This window comes from Dictyobacter halimunensis, from assembly GCF_036245075.1.
In genome coordinates this window covers 769,023-789,820 of record NZ_BSRI01000001.1, presented here as the reverse complement: position 1 = coordinate 789,820, position 20,798 = coordinate 769,023, and the positions used below count along the sequence as shown (strand labels likewise).

Annotated in this window: 14 protein-coding genes and 1 rRNA gene; 5 read left to right on the top strand and 10 right to left on the bottom strand. The window is 52.1% G+C overall.

Features of this window, described 5'->3' with window-relative positions; translation table 11 throughout:
- Positions 1-333 precede the first annotated feature (333 nt).
- A 23S ribosomal RNA gene (locus tag AABA21_RS03325) occupies positions 334-3,299 on the top strand.
- A gap of 219 nt (positions 3,300-3,518) precedes the next feature.
- On the opposite strand, the gene ureG is transcribed toward AABA21_RS03325, so the two are convergent.
- Both ureG and ureC read right to left on the bottom strand, forming a co-directional pair.
- Positions 3,519-4,259, bottom strand: coding sequence for an urease accessory protein UreG (ureG, locus tag AABA21_RS03320; protein ID WP_338247552.1), 741 nt, complete (start codon positions 4,257-4,259; stop codon positions 3,519-3,521).
- Between the two features lie 55 nt (positions 4,260-4,314).
- Positions 4,315-6,039 (bottom strand): urease subunit alpha, encoded by a 1,725-nt coding sequence (gene ureC, locus AABA21_RS03315; protein ID WP_338247551.1) that lies wholly within the window; start codon positions 6,037-6,039, stop codon positions 4,315-4,317.
- A 473-nt stretch (positions 6,040-6,512) separates the two neighbouring features.
- On the opposite strand from ureC, the gene AABA21_RS03310 reads away from it, so the two are divergent.
- Both AABA21_RS03310 and AABA21_RS03305 read left to right on the top strand, forming a co-directional pair.
- The gene (locus AABA21_RS03310) at positions 6,513-7,535 is read left to right on the top strand and encodes a pentapeptide repeat-containing protein (RefSeq protein WP_338247550.1); all 1,023 of its coding nucleotides are present in this window, start codon (positions 6,513-6,515) and stop codon (positions 7,533-7,535) included.
- Positions 7,536-8,172: 637 nt separating this feature from the next.
- Positions 8,173-10,407, top strand: a complete 2,235-nt coding sequence (locus AABA21_RS03305; RefSeq protein ID WP_338247549.1) for a protease pro-enzyme activation domain-containing protein — start codon at positions 8,173-8,175, stop codon at positions 10,405-10,407.
- An 82-nt stretch (positions 10,408-10,489) separates the two neighbouring features.
- Here the strand turns inward: AABA21_RS03305 and AABA21_RS03300 are convergent, their stop codons facing one another.
- From AABA21_RS03300 to AABA21_RS03275, 6 genes are all read right to left on the bottom strand, one after another.
- Positions 10,490-10,819 carry an urease subunit beta gene (locus AABA21_RS03300; protein ID WP_338247548.1) on the bottom strand — a complete coding sequence of 110 codons (330 nt, stop codon included), beginning with the start codon at positions 10,817-10,819 and terminating at the stop codon, positions 10,490-10,492.
- Positions 10,820-10,846: 27 nt separating this feature from the next.
- The gene (locus AABA21_RS03295; RefSeq protein WP_338247547.1) at positions 10,847-11,149 is read right to left on the bottom strand and encodes an urease subunit gamma; all 303 of its coding nucleotides are present in this window, start codon (positions 11,147-11,149) and stop codon (positions 10,847-10,849) included.
- Positions 11,150-11,210: 61 nt separating this feature from the next.
- Positions 11,211-11,921 (bottom strand): urease accessory protein UreD, encoded by a 711-nt coding sequence (locus tag AABA21_RS03290; protein ID WP_338247545.1) that lies wholly within the window; start codon positions 11,919-11,921, stop codon positions 11,211-11,213.
- 329 nt (positions 11,922-12,250) lie between these two features.
- Positions 12,251-12,958 carry an urease accessory protein UreF gene (locus AABA21_RS03285; protein WP_338247544.1) on the bottom strand — a complete coding sequence of 236 codons (708 nt, stop codon included), beginning with the start codon at positions 12,956-12,958 and terminating at the stop codon, positions 12,251-12,253.
- 379 nt (positions 12,959-13,337) lie between these two features.
- Positions 13,338-14,513 carry a zinc-dependent alcohol dehydrogenase gene (locus AABA21_RS03280; protein WP_338247543.1) on the bottom strand — a complete coding sequence of 392 codons (1,176 nt, stop codon included), beginning with the start codon at positions 14,511-14,513 and terminating at the stop codon, positions 13,338-13,340.
- 13 nt (positions 14,514-14,526) lie between these two features.
- Positions 14,527-15,291 (bottom strand): YgaP-like transmembrane domain, encoded by a 765-nt coding sequence (locus AABA21_RS03275; protein ID WP_338247542.1) that lies wholly within the window; start codon positions 15,289-15,291, stop codon positions 14,527-14,529.
- Between the two features lie 356 nt (positions 15,292-15,647).
- Between AABA21_RS03275 and AABA21_RS03270 the strand changes: the two genes are divergently transcribed.
- Positions 15,648-17,156 carry a sugar porter family MFS transporter gene (locus tag AABA21_RS03270; RefSeq protein WP_338247541.1) on the top strand — a complete coding sequence of 503 codons (1,509 nt, stop codon included), beginning with the start codon at positions 15,648-15,650 and terminating at the stop codon, positions 17,154-17,156.
- Positions 17,157-17,342: 186 nt separating this feature from the next.
- Here the strand turns inward: AABA21_RS03270 and AABA21_RS03265 are convergent, their stop codons facing one another.
- Together AABA21_RS03265 and AABA21_RS03260 are read right to left on the bottom strand one after the other, a co-directional pair.
- Positions 17,343-17,606, bottom strand: coding sequence for a 4Fe-4S dicluster domain-containing protein (locus AABA21_RS03265; protein ID WP_338247540.1), 264 nt, complete (start codon positions 17,604-17,606; stop codon positions 17,343-17,345).
- A gap of 263 nt (positions 17,607-17,869) precedes the next feature.
- Positions 17,870-19,147: an MFS transporter gene (locus AABA21_RS03260; RefSeq protein WP_338247539.1), complete on the bottom strand. Its 1,278-nt coding sequence runs from the start codon at positions 19,145-19,147 to the stop codon at positions 17,870-17,872.
- Between the two features lie 749 nt (positions 19,148-19,896).
- Between AABA21_RS03260 and AABA21_RS03255 the strand changes: the two genes are divergently transcribed.
- Positions 19,897-20,673, top strand: a complete 777-nt coding sequence (locus AABA21_RS03255) for a glycosyltransferase family 2 protein (protein ID WP_338247538.1) — start codon at positions 19,897-19,899, stop codon at positions 20,671-20,673.
- Positions 20,674-20,798 lie beyond the last annotated feature (125 nt).

Genomic DNA, 20,798 nt, shown 5'->3' with positions numbered 1-20,798 from the left:
GCCAGAAGCGACGCTGGTTTCCACTCTTGAGCTGTTGGGGTACAGCCACCGCAACACGCAGCCATGCGCACCAGGGGGTGCAGGGGGACGGCAGTCCCCATGCCAGGGGTCTGGGGGTGTCCCCCAGGATCTTCTCCCTCTTCCGCGCGCCGCCGCAGGCGGCAAGCGTGTGGCGAGAGGCACCACAACAGTGCACTTTCACAACTGAATACAATGTATCTTCAATTTTGCTGAGCAATATGGTCAGCCAGAGTTGAAGCAGAGGATCGATTTCTCTCTTCGCAAGAAGAGCAGAAGTCAAAGCATTCATAGTACATGATGAAGAGACGTAGAGAACAAGCTACACAGAGTACGAGGTGGATGCCTTGGCGCTAAAGACCGAAGAAGGACGCGGAGACCGGCGAAACGTTCGGGGGGAGCTGCATACAAGCGATGAACCCCGAGATTCCGAATGAGGCAACTCCTCCAGAGTGATGTCTGGAGACCGCCTGCTGAACACATAGGCAGTGACGGGGGGCAGTGGGTGAACTGAAACATCTCAGTAACCCGACGAAAAGAAATCAACCGAGATTCCCGTAGTAGTGGCGAGCGAACCGGGAGGAGCCCAAACCGATGAACCCTCGGGTCCATCGGGGTTGTAGGACCGACATCAAGCAACGACGAACTACTCGAACACGTTGGAAAGCGTGGCCAGAGCGGGTGAGAGCCCCGTAGAGGACGGTTTGTTGACGTGGGTCGGTATCCTGAGTACCACGAGACACGTGCAATCTTGTGGGAAGCTGGGGGGACCACCCTCCAAGGCTACACATCTTTAGCGACCGATAGCGAACAAGTACCGTGAGGGAAAGGTGAAAAGCACCCCGAGAGGGGGGATGAAAGAGACCCTGAAACCACGTACTCACCAGCAGTCAGAGGCCACTGTTTCACGAGAAACCAAGGGCTAATGGCGTGCCTTTTGTAGAATGATCCGGCGAGTGCATCGTCGTAGCCTGGTTAACCAGCGTTAAAGCTGGGGAGCCCCAGGGCAACCGAGTCTGAACAGGGCGAATGTTGCGGCGATGCGACCCGAAACCGTGTGAGCTATCCATGAGCAGAGTGAAGCGGATGTGACAGTCCGTCGAGGCTCGCACCCACCAGTGTTGCAAAACTGGGGGATGACTTGTGGATAGGGGAGAAATTCCAATCGAACACGGAGATAGCTGGTTCTCCCCGAAATGTATTGAGGTACAGCTGTATGATACACTATCCTGGAGGTAGAGCTCTGAATGGGCTAGGGGCCTCGTGCAGGTTACCAAACCCAAGCAAACTGCGAATGCCAGGACAGCATGCATGCAAGTGAGACGGCGGGGGCTAAGCTTCGTCGTCAAAAGGGAAACAGCCCAGACCATCGGCTAAGGTCTCCAAGTATCCGCTGAGTGTAAAAGGGGGTCACAACGCCCAAACAGCCAGGATGTTGGCTTAGAAGCAGCCATCATTTAAAGAGTGCGTAATAGCTCACTGGTCGAGTGTCGTGGCACCGACAACGTATCGAGGCTCAAGCGGATTACCGAAGCCATGGAACCTTTCTCTTGAAGGAAGGTTGGTAGGGGAGCGTTCTCAAGCCGAGAAGCCAGACCGCAAGGACTGGTGGAGCGAAGAGAAGTGAGAATGCCGGAATGAGTAGCGTCATGTCTGTGATAACCAGACACACCGAATGCCTGAGGGTTCCTGGGCACCGTCAAACGTCCCAGGGTGAGTCGGGTCCTAAGCCGAGGACGTCATAGTCGTAGGCGATGGAAAGCAGGTCAGAGATTCCTGCACCGGAGATGCTCGTTATGAGCAATGGGGGGACGCGGTAAGGAAGGTGAGCCCATCGATTGGACAGGATGGGTCTGTGCGCTGAAGTGCGAAGCCGAGGCAAATCCCGGTTTCCTGTGCATGACACGTGCAGCGAGCGGACGTTGCGTCCGCGGAAGTCATCGGCCCCTAGGCCGCCAAGAAAAGCCTCTCGCCAGAGCCATCTCCGCCCGTACCGCAAACCGACACTGGTAGGCAGGGGGAACACTCCCCAGGTGATCGAGCGACCCTCTGTTAAGGAACTCGGCAAATTGACCCCGTACCTTCGGAAGAAGGGGTGCCCTAGTAGCGATGCTCTTCGGAGTGGCGTGAGGGGGTTGCAAGAAATTGGCTCAACCGACTGTTTACCAAAAACACAGGTCTCTGCGAACGCGAAAGCGGAAGTATAGGGGCTGACTCCTGCCCAGTGCCGGAAGGTTACGAGGAGCGGTGATCGTAGCTGCGAATCTAAGCCCCGGTGAACGGCGGCCGTAACTATAACGGTCCTAAGGTAGCGAAATTCCTTGTCGGGTAAGTTCCGACCCGCACGAAAGGAGTAACGAGTTGAGCACTGTCTCGACAGAGGACTCGGCGAAATTGAAGTACCCGTGAAGATACGGGTTACCCACGACAGGACAAAAAGACCCCGTGGAGCTTTACTACACCTTGACCTCGAAACGAGGCAGAGCGTGCGTAGCATAGGTGGGAGTCGGAGAACCTACCCTTGTGGGGGTGGGGGAGACACCAATGAAATACCACTCTCGTTGTGTTTTGTTTCTCACACGTCACCGTGAGCCGGGACGTGGACAGGATCAGGCGGGTAGTTTGACTGGGGCGGTCGCCTCCTAAAGGGTAACGGAGGCGCCCAAAGGTTCCCTCAGGGTGGATGGACATCACCCATCAGAGTGTAAAGGCACAAGGGAGCTTGACTGCAAGACGGACAGGTCGAGCAGGGACGAAAGTCGGGCTTAGTGATCCCACATTCCCGAGTGGAAGGAGTGTGGCTCAACGGATAAAAGCTACCCCGGGGATAACAGGCTTATCTTGCCCAAGAGTTCACATCGACGGCAAGGTTTGGCACCTCGATGTCGGCTCGTCGCATCCTGGGGCTGGAGTAGGTCCCAAGGGTTGGGCTGTTCGCCCATGAAAGCGGCACGCGAGCTGGGTTCAGAACGTCGCGAGACAGTTCGGTCTCTATCCGTCGTGGGCGTAGGAGAATTGAGGGGCGTCATCTCCAGTACGAGAGGACCGAGATGGCTCGACCGCTGGTGTGCCAGTTGGCCTGCCCGGGCCAGAGCTGGATAGCTATGTCGAGAAGGGATAAGCGCTGAAAGCATCTAAGCGCGAAGCCGCACCCAAGACGAGTTCTCCCACTTTCTTCGGAAAGTCAAGATCCCAGGAAGACGACCTGGTAGATAGACGACACGTGGACACCTGGTAACAGGCGCAGCGAAGTCGCCCTAATGATCGTACGGCTTGTTTCACCAACATGGATCTTCATCGTGGCGCTGGAATGCGTGTTCTCTGCTTCAGTCTCTGACTGACGGATGGCTCGGCAAAATTGAGGATACATTGTATGCAGTTGCAAAGATTGTGAAGACCTTACTTCTCGCAAGTAAGGTCTTTTTTTATTGCATTCAGCAGCGGCTCAATTTGAGCCGCTGCTGATACTACTTTCTACCACACAGCAATTATCAGGTCTATCAATGGACAGGGGTATGGTTGTGTGGATGGTAATGATCTGCCTCATCATTAGCGTTGTGGCTATGTGGCTGTCCCGTGTAGGGCATATGGGCATCGATGATGCTGCGCCGCTGCTGTGGAGGGACATGAATCTGCTGCTCAAGCCAATCAATAACGGTATCCAGCCCGGTTTCAGCTTTGAGATTGGTGAACACAAATGGTCGCTCGCCACGTTTAAGGCGTGTGTCTCTGTCCATTACTTCAAGTGAGGCTCCCACGTAGGGAGCCAGGTCAATTTTGTTGATAATCAGAAGGTCCGAACGCATGATGCCAGGTCCACCTTTGCGCGGTATCTTGTCTCCTCCCGATACATCGATAACGTAGATTGCGATATCAACCAGTTCGGGACTAAAAGCAGCCGCCAGATTATCGCCGCCGCTTTCGACAAAGATCAGCTCGAGTCCAGGCAGACTCTCCTCCAGATCGGCGATGGCCTCCAGATTCATTGAGGCATCTTCCCGAATAGCTGCATGAGGGCAGCCCCCTGTCTCCACTCCTCGCACACGCTCCTGCGGTAATGTTCCCTGGCGCAAGAGAAATTCAGCATCTTCTCGCGTATAGATGTCATTGGTGACAACAGCCAGATTGTAGCGTGGCCAGAGCCTGCGGCTCAGACGATCAACCAGAGCGGTCTTGCCACTACCAACCGGACCAGCAATCCCCACTCGAAACGCACGCGTAAACTCTTCTATATCCGTCATGTGATTTCCCTGTTTCTATCCAGTAAAAGCTGGCATATCTACTTTACCGTTCAGGTCAAAACAAGAAGTAGCGCTGCGCCAGTGGGAGAACCTCTGCTGGATCGCAGGTTAGCAATTCTCCGTCCGCGCGCACCTCATACGTTTCTGGATCCACTTCAATCTTTGGTGTGGCCGCGTTATGGATCATATCTGCTTTTCCAATACGGCGGCAATTCTCCACCGCCACGCTCTGTTTCCGCAGCCCAATTTTGTCTGGTAAACCAGCCTCTAGCGCCACCCGAGAAACAAAAGTCAGGCTGGTTGCGGCCGTCGCACCTCCAAAGGAGCCAAACATAGGACGATAGAGTACCGGTTGTGGCGTAGGTATCGATGCGTTCGCGTCTCCCATCGCGCTCCATGAAATGAAGCCACCCTTGACGATCATTTCTGGTTTGACCCCAAAGAAAGCGGGGCGCCAGAGTACAATATCGGCCAGTTTGCCTGGCTCAATCGAGCCGATATGCTGTGAAACTCCATGGGTGATCGCTGGATTGATGGTGTATTTGGCCACATAGCGCTTGACGCGGAAGTTATCGTTGCGCTCGCTATCGGGCGCCAGTGGACCACGCTGCACCTTCATTTTATGTGCAGTTTGCCAGGTGCGTGTAATGACCTCCCCAATGCGCCCCATCGCCTGCGAGTCACTGGAGAGCATACTGAATACACCCAGATCATGCAAAATATCCTCGGCGGCAATCGTTTCAGGACGAATGCGGCTCTCCGCAAAAGCCACATCCTCAGGCACCAGTGGGTTGAGATGGTGGCAGACCATCAACATGTCTAAGTGTTCGGCCAACGTATTTCTCGTAAAAGGCATCGTAGGATTGGTCGAGGATGGCAGGATATTTGGAAATGAGGCGATACGGATAATATCGGGAGCATGGCCCCCACCGGCACCTTCGGTATGGTAGGTATGGATCGTTCTCTGCCCAATGGCCGCGATCGTATCCTCGACAAAGCCAGCTTCATTGATGGTATCTGTATGGATTGCCACCTGAACATCATACTGGTCCGCGACCTTGAGACAGGTATCAATGGCTGCAGGCGTGGTACCCCAGTCTTCATGGAGTTTGAGTCCACAGGCGCCCGCGCGTATCTGCTCTTCCAATGGCTCGGGGGTCGCTGTATTGCCCTTACCCAGGAAACCAAAGTTGACGGGCCAGTGTTCGACCGCCTGTAGCATCCTCGCTATATTCCAGGCGCCTGGAGTGCAGGTGGTCGCGTTAGTACCCGTAGCGGGACCTGTGCCGCCGCCAATCATGGTAGTGATGCCGTTGGACATGGCCTCATAGACTTGCTGAGGTGAAATAAAGTGGATGTGTGAGTCGATGCCACCGGCCGTCACGATCATATTCTCTCCAGCGATTACCTCGGTCCCCGAGCCGACCACCAGTTCAGGATCAACGCCATCCATTGTATCGGGATTACCAGCCTTGCCAACTTGGACGATGCGGCCATCGCGAATGCCAATATCTCCCTTGACGATGCCCCAGTGATCGATGATGATCGCGTTGGTGATCACTAGATCCAGAGTGCCAGGTGTTCCCTCACGGGTGGCGCGGCTGCTCTGGCCCATGCCATCGCGAATAACTTTGCCCCCACCGAAGGTGATCTCATCGCCGTAAACGGTATAATCTTTCTCAATCTCAATCAATAACTCGGTATCAGCCAGGCGCACGCGATCGCCGGTCGTAGGACCATAGAGATCAGCGTACATCTGGCGAGGGATGCGTAGGCTCATACGTGTTGCCCTCTCATCACTATCTACAAGGGTGGATGTTCCTGTTATCACAAACAACTGTGATAGCGGATGTCTCTGATGGCATGCCCGCCTCCTTTGTTGGTACCATTGTAGTATACCGTGAAAACGGAATACCTGGCATATGATATGTAACATCGTATGGCTGTTTTATACATAATAAAGAGTCCAGATGTAAGGAGGTCGAATGACGTCTGGAAGTGTCAGAAAATAGTCGTTTTCCGCTACAGATGGCTCTGCTTTTTTGGCCGCATGGCGCATCAGCCCTGCAAGCACAGAACGTCCCCTTGACGAATTGCATAACTCACCTCATAATCTAAATCTCAAAAGGTTGAGTATTCGATAGGATGCTTGAGGCAAAAGGATACGTTTATGAAAATTGGCTATGTGAGTGTCCGCAAACAAGAGCAACATGAGGCACTCCACATCACATTTATAATTGGTAAGGAATTGCGATGAAGGAACATTCTTTTAACTTTAGCAAAGTCGTATTTCACCCTTCGACGCTGGCTATTGTCGCAGGCTTGTTCGGTGCAGTCATAGGCTTCCTTATCAACCTTGTGAGCGGAGGAAACGCATCTAATAATATATGGACCTCGCTCGTTTTTGCTATTATGTTCAGTCTTGGGCTCACAGCATGGCAGGCATCTGAGCAGGCAAAGACCGATAAGCAATGGATGACGATGCTTCAGGAGATGGTCTTCCAAACCTACTTCCTCACGCTTCTCACCGAGAAGCCGGAGGTATCGCAGATTGCACAGCAACGATTGGGTCAGGTCTTGAAATCTTTAGATGCCGAGCAGCAGCTAAGTATGTTGCGTTTTTTCAGCCACAATGGCCTCTCTGTTACATTTATAGGCGATGCGTTGCAAGGGAGCAAAGCTCTTGTAGGAGCGGATCTGCAGAAGATGGAACTGCCGAGCGTGCAACTGAACGATACGGATCTGAGTTCTGTGAATCTCAGCGATGCCAATCTCAGCGATGCCAATCTCAGTGGCGCGGCGTTGTATCGTGCTAACCTCTCCGGGGCTAATTTACGCCGGGCGAGCATGAAAGCCTCTGACATGAGAGGGATAGATTTACAGGGCGCCAATCTCACTGAAGCTGATCTCAGCGGATCTGCTCTGCTTGCAGACCAGGAGGAAACTCCTCATAACGCAAACCTGACACATGCCATACTCACTCATGCGAAGTTACGAGGAGCCAGTCTCATAGGCGCTGATCTCAGTGGCGCCAACTTGCGGAGCGCTGATCTCACGAAAGCGACTTTCAGCGGAGCAAATTTGCAGGGTGCCGATCTCACTGACGCTACCCTCACCGAGGTGACTTTCATCGGAGCAAATTTGCAGGGTGCCGATCTCACTGACGCTACCCTCACCTACGCACTGCTCGATAATGCTGATCTGCGGAACGCCAGAGTGACTGATGAGCAATTGCAGGCGATCAGTACTGGCAAGAACATGAAGAGGGAGGGCTAGAAAACACAAACAGGTTTGCCTCGTGCAAATCGTCGAAACGCAGGTCGGCCCCGCTGAGGTTGACTCCACTAAAATTCATGTTCTTTCCAAAGTGAGCAAAACCCTTAAATCTGTTGCGGATTTCTTCTTGCATGATAATACGGCGGCCGATTTCTTGTTGCCCTGGCCCCAACTTTCACGTGTTTTGCCCATGGCCCAAAGGATGGTTTGGCGATGGGTAGCGACCTTTGAAGGCTAATAACGTACCACACAGCTATGCTTCCCATACACTTTCTCGTTTGTACTGTTATCTGTCTTATGAAGTCTTCTGTAATTTTTCTCATATAAATAGGCATAGCTATGCATAAAGGATCTAAAAAATATGCTTGTGAATCTTTATTTAATCGCAACAAGCAAGATTTTTTAGGTAAGGGAAAAGTAAGGATATATATTTATAATTTTATTATCTATTACCAGATAAGTTGGAGTGATTGTTATTGCTGCTGGTGCACGATACTATTTATCTTCATCAACAACAGTAGCCCATCATTGACTCTTCCAGCTTGTTCTTGTAGCTGTGGGTTATCACTTTGGAGGGTTTGTGAAAAGGACTTTACCTCAAAAGTGGCTAACACGCCTGTCAGCGATGGTGTGTGCCATGTTGCTAGCACTCGTATCATTTGTAATGTTTCAGGGAAGTGAGTTGACGTTTGCGAAGACTCTGGTGCCGCAAGGAGGACGTCATACTCTACCTGGTCACCTGGCTCCGGTGCTGAAAAAATATAAGCCCCAGCATACGACTGGAGCAAACAATCAGCTGCAACTTTCGATCAACCTGAATCTACGCAACCGGGATGCGCTGGATACGTTGATCGCGAATCAGCGTAATCCACTTTCTCAGTCGTATCAGCATTATTTGACTCCTCAGGAGTTCGTTGATCAGTTTAGTCCAACTCAGCAATCAGTTGATGACGTCATCGCTTATTTACGTAGTCAGGGTATGCAGGTCTCCTCTGTATCTCCTAACCGTACCCTGGTGGATGCCAGTGGTTCCGTCTCGAATATCGAGAAGGCCTTTGGTGTCACATTGAATGACTACAATATCAATGGTCGAACGGTGCATGCTCCCAGTACCGATCCGACGGTGCCCGCTAATCTGGGTGATGTCATATTGAATATCGCGGGTCTGGATAATGTTGCCCAGTATAAGCATGCCGCGACCCAGATCTCAAATAAGCCTCAGACCGGACCCGGAGGCGGCTATACACCATCCGAACTGCGTACCGCGTACGATGTGAATTCGTTGATCAGCGCTGGCGGTGATGGCACGGGTCAGACCACGGCTATCTTTGAGCTGGATGGCTATAAAGCCTCCGATGTGAACGCATATCTGAGCAATTACGGCCTGGGCGCGGGCAAATATTCAAATGTGCTGGTCGATGGCGCGACCAATACCGCTGGCGCTGGCGCGATCGAGGTTGAACTGGATATGGAAGTGGTTTCCGCTATCTCTCCTGGCGCGACGCAGAAAATTTACATTGGACCGAACTCGACAACCGGTGTCAACGATACCTACAACAAGATTGTGACCGATAACCAGGCGAAAGTGACCAGTATCAGCTGGGGCGAATGCGAGTCCAGTTCCGGTAACTCTGAACTGGCCGCGCTGGATGCTATCTTCGCTCAGGGTGCGGCCCAGGGTCAGGCCTTCTTCGCGGCCTCCGGTGATTCGGGCGCATATGATTGTGGTAACGGCAGCACGACACTAGCCGTTGATTCACCGGCGGATGATCCCTATGTGGTCGGCGTTGGTGGTACAACGCTCAACGTCGGCAGTGGTGGTACCTATAGCAGTGAGTCGGCCTGGGGTAGTGGCAGCGAGGGTGGCGGCGGCGGCATCAGCACCTACTTTAACCGTCCCAGCTATCAGAGCGGTCCCAATCTCACCAACTCCAAGCGCGAAGTCCCTGATGTATCGGCAGATGCCAATCCCAGTACTGGCTATTCTGTTTATTGTACCGTCACGGCTGCTGGATGTTCCAGCTCTGGTTGGATCAGCGTAGGTGGCACCAGTGCCGCCGCACCCCTGTGGGCTGGTATCGCTGGCGACACTAACGAGTATCTGACAGCGCAGGGCAAAGCCACACTGGGGAGCGCTAGTGCCGATCTGTATAAGTTGTATAATACCGCGCAGACCTATAGCGCGTATCACGATGTCACGAGCGGTAATAATCTATACTACTCGGCCACCACAGGCTATGACAATGCCACCGGTATTGGTTCACCTGATGCCTGGAATATCGCACGCGATCTGGCGGCAGGCAGCGGTGGTGGTACTCCCACACCGACACCGACGCCAACTACGACGCCGACACCGACTCCCACCACCACACCAACGCCGACTCCAACGCCTTCGCCAGGTGGCAATGTCGTAAAGAACGGTGGTTTTGAGAGCGGTTCCAGTTCCTGGACCGAGAGTTCCTCCGGTGGCTACGAGATTGTTGACTCTAGCAATCCTCATAGTGGGAGCAATAGCGCCTATCTTTGTGGCTACAACTCATGTACTGACACCATCTATCAAACCGTCAGTGTTCCGTCGACCGCGACAAATATAACGTTGAGTTACTGGGTCTACATCAGCACGAGTGAGAGTGGTAGCACATGTTACGACTACTTCTACGCAAGGCTGCGAACCAGTAGCGGCACGATCATCTCAACGCCACAGAAGCTGTGTAATGCCAATGCCAAAGGTTGGACGCAGTACACATTCAATGTGACATCAACGCTTTCAAGTTATAAGGGCCAGCAGGTGCAGGTGTACTTCGCCGGTACCACCGATTCCTCGTTGACCTCTAACTTCTATGTTGATGATGTGGCCCTGACAGTTAGCTAATAATGTGCGTCGTCTTACTAGCAAGGCGATCTGTATTATGGGTGAACATGCGCGTACCGTGTACGTTCACCCATAATACAGATTAGCTCTTCTTGCCAAGATCAAGTGGTCCATTGACCTGCCCTTGATGCCCATAGACGATGCGTGCGCCTCCAAATTCTACCAGGATCACTTCCTTCTCTTCGCCAGGTTCAAAGCGCACAGCAGTGCCTGAGGCGATATTCAGGCGCATGCCATAGGCTTGCTGGCGTTCAAATTCCAGCACCTTGTTTATTTCGTAGAAATGATAATGGCTCCCAACCTGTACGGGCCGATCCCCTAGATTTTTTACCAGCAGTCGTGTTGTTTTCCTGCCAGCATTGATCTCTATGTCTCCACCTGCCTCAGCGAGTAGATATTCGCCTGGTTGCATGGTTATCCTCCTGTCTATTCGGGACAGCTATCTGATCGGATCGTGAATGGTGACCAGTTTGGTGCCGTCTGGAAATGTTGCCTCAACCTGAACCTCATGGATCATTTCAGCAATCCCATCCATGACGTCAACACGGGTAAGGATCGTCGCCCCAAAGTTCATAATCTCCTCGACCGTTTTGCCATCGCGGGCCGCCTCCATAATCTCAGCCGTGATGATGGCGATTGCTTCGGGATAGTTGAGCGTGAGCCCGCGCGCCTGGCGCTTGCGGGCCAGTTCGGCTGCAACAAAAATAAGCAGTTTCTCTTGTTCGCGTTGAGTCAGTAACATGTATCAAGCCTCCTTCTTTATTGTATTGCCCAGTGAATTTCTTATAGTTTAAAATGCGTGATTAATTGATTTTGCGGGGTGGATGAGACTCTCTACTGTAGAGCCTCTGTGTGGCAGTGTCCCAGAAGCGTAGCAGTCCCGCTGGCAGGTAGGTGTGTTGCTTGCTGAGCGCGCGGATTACCAGTCCATGGGCGGTCAGGGTACTGACGCCCCAGCATATCTCACCTGGCTGTGTCAGCTGATTAGCTAATGTACCAAGCTCCTCTTCTAGCGGCAGCCAGCGCGCGGCGTCCAGACCGACCTTGCAAATGTAGAAGCTACAGAAATAATGATAGGGACCGAGCCGGGCCAGCGATGATAGCCTGTGCCGCTGTGGTGCCAGTTTGGTGTGCTCAATGGCTATGGGTTTATCTATGGCTATAATTTCAGTCTGTAGTTGCAGTAAATCATATGCAAAGAGTTCACCACGAGCTATACGACCGGGAGCAACGGTTTCCCAATAGAATAAACCAGCCCCAGGCGCGAGCTGAATGCGCGTCTGCTGCCGATAGCGAGCACCGGCAAACGGAATCAGAGCATCTGGGATATACTCTAGCAGGCCGTTGGCGGCTACCTGTATCTGTGTAATCTGACGGGCGGGGGGAGCCTCTGGCAGGCTGCGATAGAGCCGGGTCGCGCTGGTTGATGTTAGCTGTGCATAGGCACCGGGGCCAACATTGACCTCGATTGCCAGCTGGTCTCCTCCCAGTACCCCGCCGGAGATATTATGCATGTGGATGAGCGCCCCTCCTGCTGGTAAGGGGAAGGACCGAATGACTTTGAGCGGCGCACGCTGCTCGCTGCGTTGAAGCTGTGTGCGCTGTGTAGCCTCATCACAGGAGAAGTCAAGACGTAACTTTCCCTCTACTGTCCGTTTCGGTATCAATGGTGTTTGAATGATAATCCACTCGACTTTCTCGTTGTGGTCCAGATCGTTCTGTGGAGACTGTTGACGCGGCGGTGCGTGTACAAAGACCGGCGGGATGAATAACGGGTGCGTGTGATCGTTCCAGATAGCAAACAGGGCTCACTCGTTGAGTCTTGCGATGCCATACTTCTATTTTAGCTGATAAAGAGCCGCGTTTGAAGGTGCGGATGCCGCATACTGCCAACGTCTACCAAAGGGGTAAATACCTGTAGTTCTGCCGGCTGCTCTGCCTGTTCACGGCTCCATTCAGCTATTTCTAGTAGCGTTGATTTTAGGCGCCATTGTATGGTGCTGGCCTGATTTTGTCCCAATGGAAGCAAGCGCTGGCTGGCAGAAATAAGGGTAGCCAATGATTGCTGAAGATAGGCCAGGACCGTCGTGGTCTCATCGACGCCCAGTACGGCTCCAACCAGACCAAATGCGGTGCTGAAGTGAATATCACATGGCTGCTGGCGAGAGATGGCGAATGCCTGGCGCAGACACGGAGCCTCTTCCAGGGCGATTACTAGCTGTAAAAAGCGCCGTCCCAGCGTCGCGCTCGCCATGCGGCTTTCACGGGCGGTTTTGAGTGCGCTCAAGCGCTGGTTGAGCGTTGGCCAGGTATCTGCGGACAGTGCTGCACCTTGCTCTGGCGCCAGGCGATGTCCGAGGCGACAGAAGGCGCTCTCTAATACACCTGTTTCCGCCAGGTAGTGGCGCAAAAAATTTTCTAATTGGTTCACATCCAGATCATTCTCGATGGTGAGGGTTTCCAGCCCGAAGGAATGGGCCGCCGAACCGATAGGCACAGCGCTATCGGCGAGCTGAAGTAACTTTAAGAATGGCAGATTATCAATGATCATATTCCCCCATGGTTTCTTGCGTGACGAACATTGAGATGGCCTTCTCTGTGGTGATGGGATAGGGATATCAAATTGTTAGTAGTGTACCTCAGCGCGTTGGGAATTACAATTTTTTGCTATGGAGCCTGGGGGATGAATATGGAAGCCACAGATATAAGTAAAGAGTGGAAACGGACAAGGGCGGGTTTCGAACGAGCTTTAACTGAATTTACTTACTTGCCAAGCAGAAAATTTACATGTTGCCCCGCGTCCGTTTCGCTGTAGATACTGTATCCTTTGTTTTGAAAGATGTAAATACTTAAAAATAATGATATTGTAGATGCGTCGATGCAGGTTATGCGAAAAGTGCATAGCCTGTATCGGCGCGTCAAGCAGTATATTAATCGTTGGGTTTGAGGATGACTTTGATGCAGTGATCCTCTTTATGTTTGAAGATGTCGTACGCGTGAGGGACATCATCAATCCCTATTCGATGGGTGATGACAAACGATGGATCAATCTTGCCCTCTTGAATGCGATTGAGGAGCGGACGCATGTACCTATGGACATGCGTCTGGCCCATCTTAAAGGTCAGGCCTTTTGCAAATGCGGCTCCAAAGGGCACCTTATCCAGGAAGCCTCCGTAAACGCCTGGCAAGGAGAGGGTGCCGCCTTTGCGGCAGGCCTGGATGGCCTGGCGGAGCACATGGGGCCGGTCTGTAGCAAGACGCACCTGCTGTTTTACCTTATCCACGATCGCGCCAACGCTGGTGCCATGTGCTTCCAGCCCTACGGCATCGATACAGGCATCGGGACCTCGTCCACCGGTGGCCTGTTTGAGTAGCTCCACGACATCCTGGCCTTCATAATTGATCACTTCGGCCTTACTTTGTTCTTTTGCCATCTGCAAGCGATCGGGATAGCGATCGATGGCGATGACGCGTTCCGCGCCGAGTAGATAGGCGCTCTGAATGGCGAACTGGCCTACGGGACCACACCCCCATACCGCCACGGTATCCCCCGACTGGATCTGGCAGTTTTCGGCGGCCATATAGCCGGTGGGGAAGATGTCGGACAAGAAAAGGGCCTGTTCATCGCTGAGGCTATCGGGAACCTTAATTGGGCCTACATCGGCAAATGGGACGCGAACGTACTGTGCCTGTCCTCCCGCGTAACCACCATAGAGATGGGAATACCCATAGAGTCCGGAGCCTGATTGACCATAGAAGGCTTCCGCCATCGCGGCATTGGGATTTGAATTATCGCAGAGAGACCACATCTGGCGCTCACAGAAGAAGCAGTTTCCACAGGCGATGGTGAAAGGGACAACCACGCGATCACCTTTTTGGAGATTGGTCACGCCTGTACCGACCTCAACAACCTCGCCCATAAATTCATGCCCCAGGATGTCCCCTTTTTCCATGCTTGGAATATAGCCATCGTAGAGGTGAAGATCGGAGCCGCAGATGGCCGAGGTTGAAATCTTTATAATCGCGTCGCGTGGATTGAGTATTTCTGGATCGGGCACCGATTCAACACGTACATCATGGATACCATACCAGCATACTGCTTTCATGTTTTTTCCTCGCTTACTTTCTACCCTGTCCTGTTGGTTGGCCTTTTATAGTGGGAATCTCGCCTGCTTCCATTAAATCTTTGAAGCGCCTGAGTATTTCGGCGACCTCATATTCGGCGCCGAAACTGGTGAAGTGACTTACTATCTTATGCAGTGGATCGGCCTGGAAGAAATCGAGTTCAAGTGTAACAACCGTCCCTCGTCCTTCGCCTGCGGGTTGAAAGATCACTTTGCCCGCGTTGGCGGTTGTTGGCTTGCCATGTGCGTGCCAAGCAATCAATTGCCCCGACTTATCTGCCAAAAGTTCCGCATTCCACTCATTGCCGCCACTGGCGACCCAGTGCGTGGTTCTTTCACCGGTTGCATTGACGACTTTGATGCCAGGCATATAGAGGGGGGCCATCTCAAAATTATGCCAGAATGCATAGAGATCCTGCGCACTTTTGTTGATGGTTCGTGAGCGGCTGACCCGAATGCCTTTATTGCCTGGGATAGTCGTGACATTGGCCGATAGCTGTTGTCCTCCAGTATTGATATTCAGGGCTTTATAGAGCACGCTACGCCCATTTGCTCCTCGCAAGAGCAGTCCACCACCAATCACCGCTAATCCGGCTCCCAGCCAGTCACGCCGCACAATTCCATAACTGGCAAGCGCTCCGCCACTAATAGCAGAGATCCAGCGCTCGGTTTTCCCTATATTTGTAGATGAACTTGTTATTTGGTCCAGATTGTTTACTGTCGTTAATCTAACTTTTCTAGGAGATTGAATTGAAGCCATACTCTTCCTCTTTATTGCTGAGTAGCCAATCAATTTAACATATGGGTAGTACGGGAGGGCCCAAATTATGGTTTCGGTACTTTCCTTTTTGATATCAATAACAGTCATAAACCCATTTGCAGGCGGCAGGAAGGCCAGCGAGCGCTGCAGCGCTCGCTGGCCTTCCTGCCGCTCGGATGCTGGTAATAGATTTTTTTACTATTCTTTTACATTCTCTTTAAAGCAATTACTTTTTTGATCAATATATATAATATGTGTATGAAAACAGTTTTTGTGCCTTAGTAATGATATACGTTGATGTTGTCAAAAGTACAGGGACTGTGTTTTCAACTGCGGAGAAGTGGAGGAGGGATGTAATGAATAACCGGAACAGTAGTGGTAGGGATGAGGATGATGGTTTGTTTCTGGGACCACCATTGTTGGAGCAGAGCCCGTTAAGGGTACGTCAGCAAAGTGGTTGGCGTCAGCGCCTGTTGTTGTATGTAGTTGTTATCATCGCGGCCCTGGGTGGCCTCTTGTTTGGTTATGATACGGCGGTTATTTCAGGGGCGATGCTGTTTTTGCGCGTGAGCTTTGCTTTGAATGCATGGATGCAGGAAGTTACGGTGAGCATCGCGCTACTGGGGGCGGCCATTGGATCGCTGGGTGGCGGCAAACTGAGTGATATGCTGGGAAGGCGCACGACGCTGCGGCTGACCGCTGGTGTGTTTACGCTGGGTACGCTGTGTACGGCACTCTCAATTAACTGGCCGATGTTCCTTATGTTACGCTTCATTGTTGGATTGAGCATTGGGGCGACCGCCAGTATCGTGCCGGTCTATATCTCAGAGATCGCGCCTTTCCGCTTGCGGGGCGTGCTGGTAACGTTTAATCAACTGGCATTGACGATCGGGATTGCCCTGGCCTACTGGGTCGATCTGGCGTTCGCGGGTGCGCATATGGGCTGGCCTCCCATGTACGCGGTCACTGCTTTTCCGGGTCTGGCGTTGCTGATTGGGATGCTTTTTACCCTTGAGTCGCCGCGCTGGCTGGCCAGCAAGGGACGCTGGTCTGAATCCGCGCTGGTACTGGAACGGCTTTGCACCTTTGAAGAGGCGACGCAGGAATGGCAAACAATCCGCTCATCTTTCGCCGGGAGAACTACTCGTGGTGCGCTGCGTGAACTGCTACGGCCCGGGCTGCGTGTGGCTCTGCTGACCGGTATCGGCCTGGCCATTTTTCAGCAGGTTGTAGGTATCAATACCGTGATCTATTATGCGCCGACGATCTTTGAATATGCCGGTTTTACTTCTGCTACCAGTGCTATTCTTGCCACCAGTATTGTTGGGGTGGTCAACGTCTTAATCACTATTATTGCTGGTGTTCTAATCGATCGTGTGGGAAGGCGGGCGCTGCTCATCGGCGGCACTATCAGCATGACCATTACGTTAGTTGTCCTGGGTGTGATCTTCGCCATTGGACCCCGCCAATCGGGTTATCTCATCTTGATGGCACTGCTGGGATATGTGATTGCGTTTGCTATCAGCCTGGGTCCAGTATTCTGGCTGATGTGTGCCGAGATCTTCCCCACCCATCTGCGCGCTACCGGTGCCAGTATTGCCACCTTCGCCAACTGGAGTGCCAATCTGCTCGTCAGCCTGACGTTCTTATCACTGATCAACCTGATTGGCAAGAGCTTTACCTTCTGGGTCTATGCCGGTATGAGTATCCTGGCGCTGATCTTCTGCGTCCTCTTTGTCCCTGAGACCAGGAATAAAAGCCTGGAGCAGATCGAGGCCTACTGGCTCAATGGACGTAAGTGGGAGGAGAAAGAAGCGATCGCAACGGGAGCTATCCCGAATATAAAGTCGCGTAAATACCTTTAAAGCAGAGAGCATCGTATCTGGCGTCGATGCACATCGTTTCCTGTAAGGCAGAACAAAAAGTGATATCCTTTGCATCCCGGCTGACAATCTTGTTTTCCGAGAGAGGCCTTGCAAAAGATATCACTATATGTTATTACCCTATTTTTTGTTAATCCTCAACTTTTCGTTGAGATTGCAAATAGAGTCTTAAGCTTCCTGGAAAAAATCGGCGTTGATTTTGATCCATTGCTTCCACTCAGCTGGTACCGCAGATTCCTCGAAAATGGCGGTGACGGGACAGGCAGGCTCACATGCGCCGCAGTCGATGCATTCGTCCGGGTTAATGTAGAGCTGCTCATGCTCATCGTAGCCGTCTTCGCCGGGTCCTGGATGGATGCAATCAACCGGACAAACATCCACACAGGAGGCATCTTTGGTGCCGATACAAGGCTGGGTGATTACGTAGGCCATAGTGAATAATCCTTTCAAGATTAACAAATTAGGGAAGAATGAACCCTTCTCCCTATTATTGTACAATTCATGGCTGCTGTAAATGTCCTGGGCGGTTTTTTTTGAAATTCTAATCCTTTTGTTGGCCCTTTCGACTATTTTGGTGAGCAACCATGCGCGAAACGCTTGCAGACTGTGTCCGTTACTATCAACTATAATTAATTTTTTGCTGGCGGTCCACCTGGGGAACCCTTTACCATATCAGGCACTCCCACAGGGAACTTTTAAGTAGGCGACTGATCCGTCGATAACGTCTCCGGATGCCTGACGGCTCTAATGTGTGGTGAGAGGGTAAACAGTGCGGCAACCAGCATGAGGGCCAGCCAGCCTGCTATGATAGCTGGTCGTGGTCCATATTTGTCGAGCAGCCAGCCCATCAAGAATTGTCCCAATGGATTGCTGATGGCGGTAAACATGCGGCAGGCACTGATGACCCTGCCTCGAAGATCATCAGGAATAACTGCCAGGCGGTAGCTGAAATACACGACATCCTCAAATGGATCGATGAAGTTGAAGCAGGCCTCGATAACGCCCAGGATGAATGGATTGCCAGCCAGCATGTAGCAGGGCCAGAGCAGTACGAAGAGCCAGCGTACCACGATAATAGTCTGCCCCATTGTCAGAAATCTCCGTGCCAGCGGCGCCAGCAGCGAGCCTGTGATCGCGCCCAGCCCACCAATGACAAAGATGGTGCTGATCACGGTGCTGGAGGCGTGTTGTTGCCGGGCCAGTACAATAACGATTAACGCGCTACTCGGGTTCACCAGGGCTGCCAGGGTATTCAAGCTATTGACGATTCTGATGACGGGCTGCCTCCAGGCCCAGATAATGCCTTCCCTGATTTCGTGTAACAGGTGGCGCCGTGGCTTGTTGCGTGGCGTCTGGAAAGGCGTGCGAATTGCTCCCAGCGTCACAATTGAAATCAGATATGATATGGCATCTGCCAGGAAGGGGAAGAGCGGTCCTAGCGCAAAGAGTGGACCGGCGATGGCAGGTCCTAGCAGAATGGTGGTGCCTTCCACCACCTCTTGCTGAGCCATGGCATTGGAGATCTGCTCGGGCGCTACTACCTGACTGAGTCCGGATGCCTGGGCGACGCCAAAGAAGACCAGCAAGGTCCCTTCGATAAAGGCGGTGATGTAGAGCTGCCAGATCGTCAGACCGTGGAATGCCAGTGCGATGGGGATGCTGAGCAGGCTGCAGGCGCGACCAAGATCGCATAGTATCATGACATGTTTGCGATTGTAGCGGTCTACCCATGCCCCTGCGAGCAAGAAGAAAAGCATATTTGGCAGCATGCGAATGGTGCCCGCGGTAGCCGCCGCCAGCGGCGAATTTGTTATGTAGAGTACAAGGAGTGGAAAGGCGAATTGCGATACTCCACCGCCGATATCAGAAATGGTCTGGCCACCCCAGAGTAGGAGATAATCGCGATTGCGCCAGAGCGAACGCGGCTTCTTTGAAGCCTTTGGTGCCTCTGTTTGTGGTGTTTCGGTAGACATGGTGGGACCTTTCGTACTGCTATAAAAAAAGCACTGAAAAACGGTGTTGGTTCAACTCATGCGTTTGCGCGTAGGCAGTATGAAAGGTCTTGCAGCTCGATAGCATGCACTTCTGTTCTGATAAGCAGTTCTGAAAACATTACATAGAGCGTCGGTCATGACAACTCTAAGCCATATATCAGACCTGTTTGCCGGGAGGTGTAGCTGGATTGCAAGATCACAGACATATGCCCGGCGAAGAACAGCATGATGATGTCAAGAAAAAGCATGTGGGAGGATGAAGGTGTCGCTGGCCAATACGGCATCTTTATATAAATGGCATGCACGCATGTCATTTAAAACGCCAACCAGCACCTTCACAGGCCACGTAAACCGGTGCCGGGCTTACGTGGCCGGGGTGCTTGTGTTGCGATTCCTGTTGCGGTGTATAAGCCATCCCCGGGTATGGATGCCATCCAGGGACAGGATATACATAGATGACTGATTCATGGGTTTATATTAGCATATGTTTAAGCGTTGGTGCAACACAACAGGTAGGGGCAGCTGCCCCTACCTGTTGTGTTGCACCAACGCTTAAACATATGTATTCTATCTGCCGATAAAAGTTAGCAAAAAATTTACATTTTTGCGCATATTTCCAGATATCTTTCATTTATACTGCTCTCAATGCAAGCGATCTTGAAGAAGGGATACCCGAATAGCCATAAAGCAATTATAATAGAGGCAGTTATAATGGAAGGTTTAGTGTGATGCATTCGACACCATCCTTTAGTGATAAGGCGGCCAGGGACGGCTCAGTGCCAAAACTAGCGCACAGTCTCTCTATCATTCTACCTGCTCATAATGAAGAGCAGGTAATCGCAACGACTGTAACCTATATTCTGGAAACGTTGAGTCCATGGGCTGACGAATTTGAAGTTGTGGTGGTCGATGATGGTAGTAGGGACCGCACAGGTGAGATTCTTCAGGCTCTGGCGGAACAAGATCAGCGCGTGCGTGTCATTACCCATCCCGTGAATCAGGGCTATGGGGCGGCGTTGGTTAGCGGATTTAAGGCGGCCGGTAAAGAGCTGACGTTCTTTATGGATTCTGATGGGCAGTTTGATATTCGGGAGATCAGCCTATTTTTTCCTTTCATCGACCAGTATGACGCGGTGCTGGGATATCGCATCGATCGCCAGGATACCTGGATGCGTAAATTAAACGCCTGGGGATGGAAGCAACTGATCGGCGTGGTCCTGGGTGTGCATGTATGCGACGTTGATTGTGCCTTTAAATTGTATCGAACCGCTTTTATTCATCAAAGCCAGTTTGAGACACGTGGCGCCATGATCAATGCCGAGATGCTGTATAAGTTAAAGCGCGCCGGCTACACCTTTACAGAGATCGGTGTTCACCACCTGCCCAGGCGTACTGGACAGGCCACCGGCGCCCACTCCCGCGTTATCCTGCGCGCCTTCAAGGAGCTTTTTTACTACGCACGCCAGTGGCGCCTGCAAGAAAAAGAGGGTGCCGGTAGCGTCTAACAGAAATAGTTCAGGTAGAGAGGATAAAGCCCGGCATGGCGCAAACTGTGCCATGCCGGGCTTTATCCTCTCTACCTGAACTATCTTCAATGCTCCAGGTCGATAAGCTTATGATTTTATTTTTT

What these genes read in the sequence shown, in the direction of transcription:
- ureG (WP_338247552.1), bottom strand. Translation starts at nt 4,259, where the DNA reads ATGACGGATATAGAAGAGTTTACGCGTGCGTTTCGAGTGGGGATTGCT.
- ureC (WP_338247551.1), bottom strand. Translation starts at nt 6,039, where the DNA reads ATGAGCCTACGCATCCCTCGCCAGATGTACGCTGATCTCTATGGTCCT.
- AABA21_RS03310 (WP_338247550.1), top strand. Translation starts at nt 6,513, where the DNA reads ATGAAGGAACATTCTTTTAACTTTAGCAAAGTCGTATTTCACCCTTCG.
- AABA21_RS03305 (WP_338247549.1), top strand. Translation starts at nt 8,173, where the DNA reads ATGTTGCTAGCACTCGTATCATTTGTAATGTTTCAGGGAAGTGAGTTG.
- AABA21_RS03300 (WP_338247548.1), bottom strand. Translation starts at nt 10,819, where the DNA reads ATGCAACCAGGCGAATATCTACTCGCTGAGGCAGGTGGAGACATAGAG.
- AABA21_RS03295 (WP_338247547.1), bottom strand. Translation starts at nt 11,149, where the DNA reads ATGTTACTGACTCAACGCGAACAAGAGAAACTGCTTATTTTTGTTGCA.
- AABA21_RS03290 (WP_338247545.1), bottom strand. Translation starts at nt 11,921, where the DNA reads ATGCATAATATCTCCGGCGGGGTACTGGGAGGAGACCAGCTGGCAATC.
- AABA21_RS03285 (WP_338247544.1), bottom strand. Translation starts at nt 12,958, where the DNA reads ATGATCATTGATAATCTGCCATTCTTAAAGTTACTTCAGCTCGCCGAT.
- AABA21_RS03280 (WP_338247543.1), bottom strand. Translation starts at nt 14,513, where the DNA reads ATGAAAGCAGTATGCTGGTATGGTATCCATGATGTACGTGTTGAATCG.
- AABA21_RS03275 (WP_338247542.1), bottom strand. Translation starts at nt 15,291, where the DNA reads ATGGCTTCAATTCAATCTCCTAGAAAAGTTAGATTAACGACAGTAAAC.
- AABA21_RS03270 (WP_338247541.1), top strand. Translation starts at nt 15,648, where the DNA reads ATGAATAACCGGAACAGTAGTGGTAGGGATGAGGATGATGGTTTGTTT.
- AABA21_RS03265 (WP_338247540.1), bottom strand. Translation starts at nt 17,606, where the DNA reads ATGGCCTACGTAATCACCCAGCCTTGTATCGGCACCAAAGATGCCTCC.
- AABA21_RS03260 (WP_338247539.1), bottom strand. Translation starts at nt 19,147, where the DNA reads ATGTCTACCGAAACACCACAAACAGAGGCACCAAAGGCTTCAAAGAAG.
- AABA21_RS03255 (WP_338247538.1), top strand. Translation starts at nt 19,897, where the DNA reads ATGCATTCGACACCATCCTTTAGTGATAAGGCGGCCAGGGACGGCTCA.